11 protein-coding genes and 1 tRNA gene are annotated in these 12,014 nt (G+C 64.3%); 6 read left to right on the forward strand and 6 right to left on the reverse strand.

Annotation, left to right across the window (positions count from 1 at the left end):
• The first annotated feature begins 117 nt into the window (after positions 1–117).
• Positions 118–1,170 carry an enoyl-CoA hydratase/isomerase family protein gene (locus HN018_RS01315; protein ID WP_171832835.1) on the forward strand — a complete coding sequence of 351 codons (1,053 nt, stop codon included), beginning with the start codon at positions 118–120 and terminating at the stop codon, positions 1,168–1,170.
• Between the two features lie 39 nt (positions 1,171–1,209).
• On the opposite strand, the gene HN018_RS01320 is transcribed toward HN018_RS01315, so the two are convergent.
• On the reverse strand, positions 1,210–1,527 hold the full coding sequence (locus tag HN018_RS01320; RefSeq protein WP_171832836.1) for a 2Fe-2S iron-sulfur cluster-binding protein: 318 nt from the start codon (positions 1,525–1,527) through the stop codon (positions 1,210–1,212).
• 228 nt (positions 1,528–1,755) lie between these two features.
• Between HN018_RS01320 and HN018_RS01325 the strand changes: the two genes are divergently transcribed.
• Together HN018_RS01325 and HN018_RS01330 are read left to right on the forward strand one after the other, a co-directional pair.
• Positions 1,756–4,014 carry an EAL domain-containing protein gene (locus tag HN018_RS01325; RefSeq protein WP_171832837.1) on the forward strand — a complete coding sequence of 753 codons (2,259 nt, stop codon included), beginning with the start codon at positions 1,756–1,758 and terminating at the stop codon, positions 4,012–4,014.
• A gap of 402 nt (positions 4,015–4,416) precedes the next feature.
• Complete coding sequence (locus tag HN018_RS01330; protein WP_204259632.1) at positions 4,417–5,244, forward strand: 2OG-Fe(II) oxygenase; 828 nt, start codon at positions 4,417–4,419, stop codon at positions 5,242–5,244.
• Positions 5,245–5,278: 34 nt separating this feature from the next.
• Here the strand turns inward: HN018_RS01330 and HN018_RS01335 are convergent, their stop codons facing one another.
• Together HN018_RS01335 and HN018_RS01340 are read right to left on the reverse strand one after the other, a co-directional pair.
• Entirely contained in the window at positions 5,279–6,214 is a 936-nt protein-coding gene (locus HN018_RS01335) for an isopenicillin N synthase family dioxygenase (protein ID WP_171832838.1), read from the reverse strand.
• 3 nt (positions 6,215–6,217) lie between these two features.
• Positions 6,218–6,769 carry an NUDIX domain-containing protein gene (locus HN018_RS01340; RefSeq protein WP_171832839.1) on the reverse strand — a complete coding sequence of 184 codons (552 nt, stop codon included), beginning with the start codon at positions 6,767–6,769 and terminating at the stop codon, positions 6,218–6,220.
• Between the two features lie 147 nt (positions 6,770–6,916).
• On the opposite strand from HN018_RS01340, the gene HN018_RS01345 reads away from it, so the two are divergent.
• Both HN018_RS01345 and HN018_RS01350 read left to right on the forward strand, forming a co-directional pair.
• Entirely contained in the window at positions 6,917–7,504 is a 588-nt protein-coding gene (locus HN018_RS01345) for an LOG family protein (RefSeq protein ID WP_171832840.1), read from the forward strand.
• Positions 7,505–7,569: 65 nt separating this feature from the next.
• Positions 7,570–7,646, forward strand: a tRNA-Pro gene (locus HN018_RS01350).
• Positions 7,647–7,722: 76 nt separating this feature from the next.
• Here the strand turns inward: HN018_RS01350 and hemH are convergent.
• Positions 7,723–8,772: a ferrochelatase gene (gene hemH, locus HN018_RS01355; RefSeq protein WP_171832841.1), complete on the reverse strand. Its 1,050-nt coding sequence runs from the start codon at positions 8,770–8,772 to the stop codon at positions 7,723–7,725.
• Positions 8,773–8,854: 82 nt separating this feature from the next.
• Positions 8,855–10,372 (reverse strand): catalase, encoded by a 1,518-nt coding sequence (locus HN018_RS01360; protein ID WP_171832842.1) that lies wholly within the window; start codon positions 10,370–10,372, stop codon positions 8,855–8,857.
• A 128-nt stretch (positions 10,373–10,500) separates the two neighbouring features.
• Between HN018_RS01360 and HN018_RS01365 the strand changes: the two genes are divergently transcribed.
• Complete coding sequence (locus HN018_RS01365) at positions 10,501–11,487, forward strand: LysR substrate-binding domain-containing protein (RefSeq protein ID WP_171832843.1); 987 nt, start codon at positions 10,501–10,503, stop codon at positions 11,485–11,487.
• A gap of 11 nt (positions 11,488–11,498) precedes the next feature.
• On the opposite strand, the gene HN018_RS01370 is transcribed toward HN018_RS01365, so the two are convergent.
• Positions 11,499–12,008 carry a DUF4142 domain-containing protein gene (locus HN018_RS01370; RefSeq protein ID WP_171832844.1) on the reverse strand — a complete coding sequence of 170 codons (510 nt, stop codon included), beginning with the start codon at positions 12,006–12,008 and terminating at the stop codon, positions 11,499–11,501.
• Positions 12,009–12,014 lie beyond the last annotated feature (6 nt).

Consider the following 12,014-nt stretch of genomic DNA (forward strand, 5'->3'; position numbering starts at 1 on the left):
CATGCTGGCAGGGGTGACGGATCGGCTATCCCTCATAGGCAGAGCCGGGATATTTGATCCGGCCCGCGATGCCCTGGACAGCCGGGCCGGCGGCAACCGGTATAGGATTTTTGTCCGATGAGCGATCCCGGCATCAGCGCTCGCCGGCAGGGCAATCTCGGGCGCATCACCCTGAATCGGCCAAGGGCGATCAACGCGCTGACCGTCGGCATGGTCGGGACGATCGACGCCGTCCTGGACGAGTGGACCGTCGATCCCGACGTGCGTTCAATCCTAATCGACGGTGCCGGTGAACGCGGCCTGTGCGCCGGCGGTGACATCCGGTTCCTGTATGAGAGCGTCCGCGGCGGACATCCCGAGCAGGCCGACCGATTCCTGCACGCCGAATATACGCTCAACGCACGGATCGCCCGCCTCGCGAAGCCTTACATCGCGATCATGGACGGGCTGGTGATGGGCGGTGGCGTCGGCGTCTCGGCCCATGGATCGATGCGGATCGTGACCGAGCGCACCCGGCTGGCCATGCCGGAAGTCGGCATCGGCTTCGTACCCGACATCGGCAGCACCTACCTGCTGTCGGCGGCCCCGGGTGAACTCGGAACCCATATGGCGCTGACCGGCGAGGGTATCGGTGCAGCGGATGCCATGCTGTGCGGTCTTGCCGATCACCACGTGCCATCCAGCCGGCTGCCGGGTCTGCTCGAGGCCCTAGGTTCCTGCACTGGCGCCGCCGACATCGACGTGTGCGTCGCCTCGTATGCGATGCCCCCTCCAGCCGGAAGGCTTGCCGTCGATCGCGGCTGGATCGATGCCTGCTACCGGCACGATACCGTGCAGGCGATCACGGACGCGCTGAACGCCCGTCCCGAGCAGGCAGCCGGTGGGGCGGCCGGACGGATTGCCGTCAACTGCCCGACCTCGCTGACCGTGGCCCTGCGAGCACTGAGGCAGGGCCGGCGGTCGGAGCGACTCGAAGCATGCATGGAGCAGGAATACCGGCTGGCGACCGGGCTACTGCGGCAGCCGGACTTCAGCGAGGGTGTCCGCGCAGCGATCGTCGACAAGGACCGAAACCCGGCCTGGATGCCCGCCACCCTGGCTGGGATCGATCCGGGCCGTGTCGATACGTTGTTCGCATTCGATGGAAGTGTCGCACTTACGCTTGCCTGAACCGCCGGCCCGGGGGATTCCAGCGGTCGTTCCCGCCCTTTACTGACGTTCCGGAGTGCGCACGACGAGTCCGTCGAGCTTTGCCGTCATTGCGATCTGGCAGGACAGGCGCGAGTTCTCGCGAACGTCGACGGCACAGTCCAGCATGCTTCGTTCCGCCGCGTCCGGCGTGCCGGTCGCCGCGTGCCAGGCCTCATCGACGTAGACATGGCAGGTGGCGCAGGCGCAGGCGCCCCCGCAATTCCCCAGGATGCCGGGCACGGCCTCGTCGACGGCAGCTTCCATGACCGAGAAGCCGGGTCGGGTCTCGACGATGGTCTCGGTGCCGTCGTGAGCGATGAAGGTGATGCGGGCCATAGCGGCTGCCTCGTTCAGGTTCAGTCGGTGGTCGGAAGCGGTGTGTTACCCCGGCCGGTACCATGCGGCCACGTGTCTTGCTAGGTCGACGAACTCCAGGAGTTGGTTCCGGCAGTCGATGTAACCGTCGATGTTCTCGATAATATGCCAATGATCGCGTGAAAGTGGGCTAGCTGAAGGACTTTCATCTCCTTATCGTTATAACTTCGATACATGACGGAGCCTGACTTGCGCGACCAGAGATCGAGCGAGCGAGAAAAGCTGCAGGAGTTGCTGCGGCAGCAGATCATCCTGACGCGGTTCGGAGAGCTTGCTCTGCGTTCCGACGATCTCGACGAGATCCTCACCGAGGCCTGTCATCTGGTCGGCGAGGCGATGGGTACGGATCTCGCCAAGGTCGTCGAACTTCAGGAGGATCAGGCGACCTTGCTGGTGCGTGCAGGGGTCGGCTGGAAGGCCGGCGTGGTGGGCGTCGAGACCATCCGTGCGGCGGACGACACGTCCGAGGCGCATGCGCTGAAGACGCACGAGCCAATGATCTCCCCCGATGTGTCGACCGAGACGAGGTTCCGATATCCGGCATTCCTGACGGACCACGGCGTCAAGGCTGTAGTCAACGTCGTTATCATCGGGGCCAAGGACAAACCGCCGTTCGGCATCCTGCAGGTCGATAGCCGCGAGCCGCGCGACTTCACGGACGAAGATATCCTTTTTCTGCGCAGCTACGCGAATCTGCTTGCGGCGGCGGTCGACCGCCTGAGCGTCATCGGTGAGATGCGCGAAGCGCAGGCACGTCTCCGGGAGAGCGAAGCCAGGCTCGCCCGCGCCATTTCGGCTGCAGGGATGAGCACCTGGGAATGGGACACGGTGAACGACACCCTCCGTTTCTCCCACGGCTTCGAAGCCCTTTACGGCCGGGAGATTGGCACCTTGCCGTCGGTCGGCGCCGTCCAGCGAACTGTCCACCCGGAAGACCGGTCGCCGATGGATGTTGCCATGGACCGGGCGCTGCAAGGCGAGGACAAGGGCGATTACACCGCCGAGTTCCGGGTCGTGCTGCCGGACCGCTCGATACGCTGGCTGCGTTCGACCGGGAATGCGGAATTCGACACGATGGGCGCACCTACGCGTCTGGCCGGTGTCACGCAGGATATCACGAGCAGCCGCGATGCCGACGAGCGCATTGCCCACATGGCCCGGCATGACGGGCTTACGGGCTTGTTGAATCGCCGCGCGCTCAGAGAGCGGCTTGAGGATGCGCTTCTTCGCAGCCAGCGCGGGGAAAGCTGCGCGATATTGGCGCTGGACCTTAACCGCTTCAAGGACGTCAACGATACGCTGGGTCATGCTGTGGGCGATGCGGTGCTGTGCGCTGTTGCGTCCCGCCTGTCCGAGGCTACGCGCGAGACGGACGTGCTGGCACGCCCCGGCGGCGACGAGTTCGTCGTCATACAGTTCGGCCTGCATCATCTGCAGGACGTCGAGATCCTGGCGACGCGAATTGTCGACACACTCAGTCAACCGTTCGAAATCGACGGTCACACCATCCATACGGGTGTGAGTATCGGAATTGCCGTCGTACCAGCCGACGGCACCGACGTGGAACAGGTACTCAGGTGCGCCGACCTGGCACTTTACGGCGCCAAGCGGGATGACGACATCCGGTTCAGGTTCTTCGAGCCGGGAATGCAGGCCCGCGTTCAGGAGCGCAGGCAACTGGTGGCGGATCTTCACCTGGCGCTTGATCGAGGCGAGTTCGAGCTGCATTACCAGCCGCTGGTCGAACTCGTGCAGAACAGGATCATCGGCTTCGAGGCCCTGGTGCGGTGGCGGCACCCGGTCCGCGGTCTCGTTCCTCCGGACGCCTTCATTCCGTTGGCCGAGGAGACCGGCCTGATCGAGCCGCTTGGCAAATGGATCCTGTTCAAGGCCTGCAACGATGCCATCGCCTGGCCACCGGATATAAAGGTGGCGGTGAACCTGTCGGTCGTGCAGTTCGCCAAGGGTGACCTGCCGGGAACGGTTGCGGCCGCCCTGGCAGGAGCGGGGCTGATGCCAAGACGCCTCGAGCTGGAAATCACCGAGAGCCTTCTGCTCCATGAAAACGAGGCGACCCTGGCGACCCTGCGGAAGCTCCGCGAGCACGGCGTCTCGATTTCCATGGACGATTTCGGGATCGGCTACTCTTCCCTGAGCTACATCGCCAAGTTTCCGTTCGACAAGGTCAAGATCGACCGTTCGTTCGTGGCCGCTGCTTCCAGCCAGAGGCGGGGTGGAGCCGCAATCATCCGCGCGGTTGCCGAGCTTTGCGGGAGCCTCGGCATCACCACCACGGCCGAGGGGATCGAGACGCTGGACCAGTTGCAACAGGTCGTTAGTCTCGGCTGCAGCGAGGGCCAGGGCTACTTCTTCGCCCCGCCTCGTCCCCTTGCGGATATCGCGGCTCTGTTCAACAGCTGGTCGCAGTCGGATCACTCGATGCACTAGGCGCCTTGCCGAAGCTCGTTCCGAGCGGCATCTCAACGAAATGGCGCGCAGCCGTGGTCAACCGGCAGCGTCAAAAGCCGTCTCAGTAAATTTGTTTCGATACCATTTTAGAGATGTTTAGGCTCTGCCGAAAGGTAGCTGCCGAAGTCGTGTTCGCGTCTCGGCACGCGTATTATTTTGTTACCAGTTATATTTATTCGACGCGTGCGTCCGCATCCCGGCACGGCGGCCCGATGCTTTGCCATTAAGACAATCGACATAAACAGGGCTTACTTCCTGCAGCCGAATACGGATCGGTATGCGGATAAATCTACCAAAACAGGGAGATCGGCAGGGAAAGAAATCAATATGTTTCTGTCAAAAAAGGTTTATGTAGTTCAGCCTGCTGGACGAGTGCGGACAATGCAATTTAAGACAAAAACTCGAGATAATGAGATTTGGCCGGATTTTGACTGCATTTCGGCGCCGTTACTCGATGAAACCCGGAGATTTTACGAAGGGGCGCAGCCGTTTCCGCATTTGGTCTTCGATGATGTCTTTTCGCCTGAGCCACTTCTCAATATAGATGCTGCCTATGAGAGCGTCGAACCGGGCAGCTGGCATACCCATAGCGGGCCGTTGCAGTCGAAGCGGCGTACCCGCCACGACTCCCCGCTTCCGCCCATAGCCCAGTCTTACTTCAACATGCTTTCGTCGGGACCGTTCATCCGCTTCCTCGCGGCGGTGACCGGTATCGCTCATCTGGTTCCGGACCCGGCGTTGCATGGTGGTGGCATGCATGAGGTTCGCGAGGGTGGGCATTTCCAGGTTCACGTCGATTTCAAGAATTCTCCGGTCACCGGGCTCCAGAACCGGCTCGTGGTCATTACCTACCTGAATGAAGGATGGACCGAGGCCGATGGCGGATCCCTGGAGTTGTGGGATCCGGCGAGCAACACTTGTACCAAAAGCATCGTACCGACGTTCGGCCGCATGGTGATCATGAAGCAGTTCGAGGGTGCCCTGCACGGGCATCCCATGCCCGTACAGGCCGGAAAATGCCGGCGTGCGCTGATTGCCTACTTCTACACGAACGGTGAGGGCGCGCGGGCGGCCGATACGACCCTTGCGACGCAGTATCTCATCCGTTCGGAGATGCGCATGTCCCAGAAGGCCGAGATCCTGCTGCGGCCACTTCTGCCGCCCGTGGTGATCAAGAGTATCAAGAGCCTGGTTCGCTCAGGGCGCTGAAGCCGCGCGACGATCGGTCGCGACGCGTTACGGTTCAGCCTGTCTGGAGACGGATTTCCCGGAGCCGCTGCAGCAGGTAGTCATGCGCGGTGATCGGTTCCGGGTAATGGTTTCCATCCCTCCCGATGCAGCCCGGCAGGGTCTCGATCAGGTAGTCCATGTTCGGTGCCAGGAAGAACGGCATCGAGTAGCGGCTCCGGCGTGCGGCATCGCCCGTCGGGTTGACCACGCGGTGCGTCGTGGATGGGTAGGCCTGATTGGTCAGCCGTTGCATCATGTCCCCGACATTGACCACCAGCGTGCCCGGTTCGGCGTCGATTGGCAGCCAGGCTCCTTCGCGGGTCAGCACTTCGAGGCCGGAGGCGGTCGCGCCGACCAGTAGGGTGATGAGGCTGATATCCTCATGTGCCTCGGCACGCACCGCCGGCAGATGCTCCGGGGCGATCGGCGGATAGTGCAGGGCGCGCAGGATCGAATCCCCGCGATTGGTCAATTGCGCGAAGAAGCCGGGTTCGAGCCCGAGATCCAGCGCGATCGCGGTGAGCACACGCTGGCCGGCCGCTTCCATCGCGCCGAACAGGGCGAGGCCATGCGCCCGGAATCCTTCGACCTGCTCCGGCCACACGTTCGGGCGGAGCACCGGATCGTCGGGCGGTCCGTCATTGCGGCCGATGTGGTAGAATTCCTTGAGATCGGCGATGTCGCTGGTGCGCGCGGTCTCCACCCGAAAACCGATATAGCCGCGCCCGCCGCCGCCTGGGGCAGTGACCGTGTAGCGGGATTTGGCTTCGGTCGGCAGCGCGAAAAAACGGGCGAACTCGCCATAGGCATCGGCGATCAGTGTGTCGTCGATGCCGTGGTGGCTGAAGCAGCAGAAGCCGAAATGCCGGTACGACGCGCCCAGCTCGGCTACGAAGGCGTCGCGGTCGCTGTCGAGCCGGCGCAGGTCGAGGGTCGGAATACGGTCCATCGGTCAGATCAGTCCCTTGAGGCGCAGCAGCCCGATCGCTGCGATCGTCACCATGCAGGTGATGCCGCCGTCGCGGATCATCGCCTCGACGTCGGCCAGTGGAAAGGTCCTGGCGATCATGTCCTGTTCACTCGGCTCCCGGTCATGGGTGGCGCCGGTAAGCCCGGTCGCCAGGAACAGGTGGCCCTTCTGGTTCGAATAGCCCGGGCCCTGGAACAGGGTGGCGACGTGGGTCATCGTGCCGGCGATCAGGCCGGTTTCCTCGGCGAGCTCGCCCGCGGCGATGTCGCCCGGCGTCGCGTCGGGCCGTTCCTCCCACATGCCCATCGGCAGCTCCCACAGGCGCTGACCGACCGGGTAGCGGAACTGCTCGACCAATGTGACGCTGCGATCCTCGCCGAGCGCCACCACCACCACGAAATCGTCGCGCTCGACCACGCCGTAGAGTCCGTCCGAGCCGTCCGGCCGGCGGATGATGTCCTCGCGCAGGCGAAGCCACCGGTTCTCGTAGGCGATCCGGCTGGAAAGGGTCGTGAAACCGCCATTGTCGGGCATGTGGTGGAGGCTCTGCAGCTGTGGGACGTGCCTCGCACCTTACAGGAGTCGTCCGAAGTGGGGCGTGTCGTACCCCAGCTTTCGCATCACGGACCGCTCCGATAGTCTTGGGCGCTGTTGCCCACGTGACGCGGAGCCCTGCCAACGATGCCAAATGCCCTTTCATCCGTCGCCGTATTCTGCGGTTCGCGCTTCGGCAACAACCCGGTCTACCGCGAAGCCGCCGAGGCAACCGGTCGCGGCCTCGCCGAAGCCGGCTTCCGGCTGATCTACGGTGGCGGCAAGGTTGGGCTGATGGGCGTGGTGGCCGACGCGGCGCTGGCGGCGGGCGGTGTGGTATCGGGCATCATTCCGCACTTCCTGCAGACGCGGGAAGTCATGCATGCCGGCGTCGAGGACCTGACGGTCACAGACTCGATGCATAGCCGCAAACAGAAGATGTTCGCCGAAGCGGAGGCCTTCCTGGTGCTGCCGGGCGGCCTCGGCACCTTCGACGAGACCTTCGAGATCATCACCTGGCGCCAGCTCAGGCTGCACGACAAGCCGATCCTGATCGTCGATGCCGGCGGATGGGCACGATCGCTCATCGCCACGATCGACACCGCGATTGCCGACGGCTTCGCCGACGCCTCGGCGCGTGCCCTGTTCGAGCATGTGCCCGATGTTGCGACCGCCCTTGCCAGGCTGGCGACCCTGCCGCGTCCGGTTCACACCGGGGACGCTGCACTGCTTTAGAAGAAGCTCGAGGTGGCGGCAGCCTCTTGCCTCCCCCGGCGACGGCCTGTATAGCGCCGTCCAGCCGGAGTGTAGCTCAGCCTGGTAGAGCACTGTGTTCGGGACGCAGGGGCCGGAGGTTCGAATCCTCTCACTCCGACCAATTACCCCATGGTCCAGGCGGCTTCAGAGCCGCCCGGACCGGGGTTATTCCGGGACGCCTCCGGCAAGCGATCGCGTCAGACCCAGCCCGATAATTCCCGTCGTACCAGCGTCTCGAGCAGCGTGACTGCCAGGTCGCTGTCGTTGAGGCACGGGATCGTGGCGAACTGCTCGCCGCCCGCATGCAGGAACGCCTCGCGCAGTTCGCGACCGATCTCGTCCAGCGTCTCGATGCAGTCCGCCATGAAGCCCGGCGTGATCACGACGATCTTTCGGATGCCGGTCCTGGCCATCTTGCAGACCTTCGGCTCGGTATAGGGTCCAAGCCATCGCGTCGGCCCGAACCGCGACTGGAAGGTCAGCGGGAACTCCCGGGGGGTCATGCCCAGCGACTGGCGGAGTGCGTCCATCGTGCGCGCGCATTCGGTCGAATACGGATCGCCCCGCTGCACGTACTCGACCGGCAGGCCATGGAACGACGCGATCAGCACGTCGGGCGTCCAGTCCAGCTTGGCCAGCCCGTTCCGCACGCTGGCCGCCAGCGCCTCGATGTAAGCGGGATCGTCGGGAAAGGACGGCATGGTGCGCAACGCCGGCTGACGACGCAGTCGTAGCAGGGCGCGAAACGCCTGGTCGTTGGCGGTGGCCGTGGTGGTGGCCGAATATTGCGGATACAGCGGCAGCAGCAGGATGCGGTCGCAGCCGCGCTCGATCAGCCGGTCGATCGCGCCTGCTGTGGTGGGACGGCCGTAGCGCATGCCCCATTCGACGGCGATGCCGTCGGCGGCAAGCCGCGCTTGCAGTCCCTCGGACTGGCCGCGGGTATAGGTACGGAGCGGACTCTCGTCGCGCTCGTTGTTCCAGACGCGCTTGTAGTTTGCAGCACTCTTGCGCGGCCTGGTGTTCAGCACGATCCCCTGCAGGATTGGCTGCCAGACCAGTGGGTTCGCCTCGATGACGCGCTGGTCCGATAGGAACTCGGACAGATAGCGTCGTACCGACTTGGTATCGGTGCCGTCGGGCGTGCCGAGATTGACCAGCAGCACACCGACGGTCCCGGGCCTGACGCTCGCGGCGGCAGTCCCGGGGTTGCCAGTTTTCCGATCCCTGGCGTCTATGAAGCTCATCCGTTTTCCACCATCGAAATCGAATGAACCTAACGCCGCCAGGGGCCGGATAGTTAGCCCCGTCTGAGGCTTAGTCGTTCGCTCAGTCTGCGGCTTCCGCAACCTGGGCGTTGCTCAGCGGCGAGGACGCGTCGTCGCTTGCATCGTGGGCGGCCGCACTCCGCAGTGCCGCGCGCACACCGGCCTCCCAGATTGGATCGGCCTTGCCGAAATGAACCATCTGACGCTCGACGATCTCGGTCGGCACGCCCTGCATCGCACCGGCGATGTTGGCGAAGAAGCGCTGCCGCTGAGCCTCGTCGAACATCCGGAACAGGTTGCCCGGCTGCGTGTAGTCGTCGTTGCCGGCGCGGTGGTCGTAATAGCCCGCGTCGCCGTTGATGCGTAGCGGTGGTTCCTTCGCCGATGGCTGCTCGACCGCACCACCGAACGAGTTCGGCTCGTAGTATGCGTCCGTGCCCTTCGGTGCGTCGAAGCGCATCGGACCATCCGCGTGGTAGGTGTTCACCTGGCTGTGCGGACGATTGACCGGCAACATCTCGTAGTGGGTGCCGACGCGGTAGCGATGCGCATCCGCATAGGCGAACAGGCGGGACTGCAGCACCTTGTCCGGCGAGAAGCCGATGCCGGGCACGATGTTCGACGGCGAGAACGAGGACTGCTCGATCTCGGCGAAATAATGGTCCGGGTTCCGGTTCAGCTCGACCACGCCCACCTCGATCAGCGGATACTCGGCGTGCGGCCAGACCTTGGTCAGGTCGAACGGGTTGTACGAGGTCTTCTCCGCATCCAGCTCGGGCATGATCTGGACGTGCAGGCGCCACTTCGGACCGTCGCCGGCCTCGATCGAGTCATACAGGTCGCGCTGCGCGCTCTCGCGATCGTTCGCGATGACGACATTGGCTTCCTCGTTGGTCCAGTGCTTGTGGCCCTGCATGGTCTTGAAGTGGAACTTCACCCAGTAGCGCTCGCCCGTATCGTTCCAAAACGAGAAGGTGTGGCTGCCGTAGCCGTTGATGAAGCGGTAGCCCTGGGGCAGGCCACGATCGGAGAACAGGATCGCGACCTGGTGCAGGCTCTCCGGGCTCAGCGACCAGTAATCCCACATCGCCGTCGGCGAGCGCAGGTTGGTGCGCGGGTGACGCTTCTGGGTGCGGATGAAGTCCGGGAACTTCATAGGATCGCGGATGAAGAACACCGGCGTGTTGTTGCCGACGATGTCCCAGTTGCCTTCCTCGGTGTAGAACTTCACCGAGAAGCCGCGTACGTCGCGCTCGGCATCGGCGGCACCGCGCTCGCCGGCAACGGTCGAGAATCGCATCAGCAGGTCGGTGGTCTTGCCTACCTCGGAGAAGATCTTCGCCTTGGTGTACTTGCTCATGTCGTTGGTGACGGTGAGCTTGCCGTAGGCGCCGGAGCCCTTGGCGTGCACGACCCGCTCGGGAATGCGCTCGCGATTCTGGTGCGCGAGCTTCTCGAGCAGCTGGTAGTTCTCGATCAATAGCGGGCCGCGTGGGCCGGCCGTCATGCTGTTCTGATTGTCCGGCAGCGGCGAACCGGCTGTCGTGGTCAGAACCGGGCGTGTCGTAAGGTCGCTCATGGAGACTCCTGCCTCGGTTGGGGCGTTGCGGGATCGTGTTAGACGTTCCACCATGATAGGTGAAATCGATCGTTCTTACCGAGACGATAGGCAATATCTATAGCTATCGATCCTTGAAGGAACTGCTTATGGCCCAGCACCATCTGTCCGGCCTGTCCCTGCGTGACCTGGACTACGCCGTGGCGCTGGCGGAGCTCCGGCATTTCGGTCGCGCGGCCGAGCGCTGCGGCGTCAGCCAGCCGGCGCTGAGCGAGCAGATCCGCAAGCTTGAGGCGGTCCTCGGCACGCCCTTGTTCGAGCGGGGACGGGGCGGCGTGAGCCCAACCCCCAGGGGCCAGCTCCTGCTGCGCCAGATCACGGTCGTCGTGCGTGAGGCACGCGGCCTGCTGGCGATGGCGCGCAGCCAGGTCGGGGCGCTCGAGGGCGGGCTCGATCTCGGGGTCATTCCGACGCTCGGACCCTATTATGTGCCGTTGGTGCTGCGTGATCTCAGGCAGGAATTTCCCAGGCTGGTGCTACGCCTCCAGGAAAACCGGACCACGCTGCTGCTGGACGCCCTATCCCGTTTCAGCCTCGACGCCGCCCTGATCGCGCTGCCCGTGGACCGTGACGGCCTCTCCGTCAGCCCGATATTCTTCGAGCCGTTCCGGGTGCTGTTGCCGGCCGGCCACGCGCTCGCCGAAGTATCCTCGCTCGATGTCGCGACGCTGGATGCGGACGATCTGTTGCTGCTCGAGGAGGGCCATTGCCTGCGCGACCAGGCGGTGTCGCTGTGCCGGAGGCCCAAGCAGGTCGCGACCGACCGGTCGGCCCTGTCGTCGCCGATAACCGAGCCACGGTTCGCCACCAGCCTGGAGATGCTGCGTCACATGGTGGCGGCCGGCGAGGGATTCTCGCTGATGCCGGCGCTTGCGACGCGCGAGGTGTCGGAGCTCAGCGGGCTGGTCAGGCTGCGTCCGCTGACCGATCCCGCTGCCGGACGAACGATCGGTCTGGTCTGGCGGGCGAGCGACCCGCGCACGCCGGATTTCGAGCGGCTTGCAGAAGCCCTGAGGAGCACCGCGCCGGACGACACCGAGCCGGCCAGGTGGCAGGCCGAGACCGCCCAGCCCTAGCGCATGACGATCTACTTCGCTTCGGGCCCGGCGCCGTGCAGCTCGCCGAGATGGCGTTCGACGATCCGGTGGGTTTCGCGGGCGAAGGCGCGCAGCTTCGGATTGGTGCCCGACGCGGCCTCGGTCGCGAAGGCGGCGCCATCCTTCACATGGATAACCTCCATCGCATGCACATAGGCATTATCGAAGCTGGGTCCGGACATCGCCTTGAGTCCGTCGAGCTGCCTCTGGAATTGCGGGTTCAGCGTGTCCGGGAAGGTGATTCCCGCGTCGGACGCAATCGACTTCAGGCTGTCGCCGACCAGACCATGGTCATGCGCCTCGGTGGTGCCCTGGTCCTTGATGTCCTGGGCAGCACCCTGGTCGCTGGCGAGTTGGCCGAGCTTCACCTCGAACATCCCGCCCTGGCTTACCTTCGCGACGAAGGCACGGTCGGCGGCCGAGACCGTCTCGGCGGCGTGGGCCGCTTGTAGCATTGCGGCGAGCAGGATACCGGACAGAAGGAGCGGGGACTGTTTCATGGTGCT

The organism is Lichenicola cladoniae, assembly GCF_013201075.1.
In the GTDB taxonomy this organism is placed as follows: Bacteria; Pseudomonadota; Alphaproteobacteria; order Acetobacterales; family Acetobacteraceae; genus Lichenicola; species Lichenicola cladoniae.

Bases quoted from the DNA above. Each gene is read 5' to 3' on its own strand.
- HN018_RS01315 (WP_171832835.1), top strand. From the start codon at position 118: ATGAGCGATCCCGGCATCAGCGCTCGCCGGCAGGGCAATCTCGGGCGC.
- HN018_RS01320 (WP_171832836.1), bottom strand. From the start codon at position 1,527: ATGGCCCGCATCACCTTCATCGCTCACGACGGCACCGAGACCATCGTC.
- HN018_RS01330 (WP_204259632.1), top strand. From the start codon at position 4,417: ATGCAATTTAAGACAAAAACTCGAGATAATGAGATTTGGCCGGATTTT.
- HN018_RS01335 (WP_171832838.1), bottom strand. From the start codon at position 6,214: ATGGACCGTATTCCGACCCTCGACCTGCGCCGGCTCGACAGCGACCGC.
- HN018_RS01340 (WP_171832839.1), bottom strand. From the start codon at position 6,769: ATGCCCGACAATGGCGGTTTCACGACCCTTTCCAGCCGGATCGCCTAC.
- HN018_RS01345 (WP_171832840.1), top strand. From the start codon at position 6,917: ATGCCAAATGCCCTTTCATCCGTCGCCGTATTCTGCGGTTCGCGCTTC.
- hemH (WP_171832841.1), bottom strand. From the start codon at position 8,772: ATGAGCTTCATAGACGCCAGGGATCGGAAAACTGGCAACCCCGGGACT.
- HN018_RS01360 (WP_171832842.1), bottom strand. From the start codon at position 10,372: ATGAGCGACCTTACGACACGCCCGGTTCTGACCACGACAGCCGGTTCG.
- HN018_RS01365 (WP_171832843.1), top strand. From the start codon at position 10,501: ATGGCCCAGCACCATCTGTCCGGCCTGTCCCTGCGTGACCTGGACTAC.
- HN018_RS01370 (WP_171832844.1), bottom strand. From the start codon at position 12,008: ATGAAACAGTCCCCGCTCCTTCTGTCCGGTATCCTGCTCGCCGCAATG.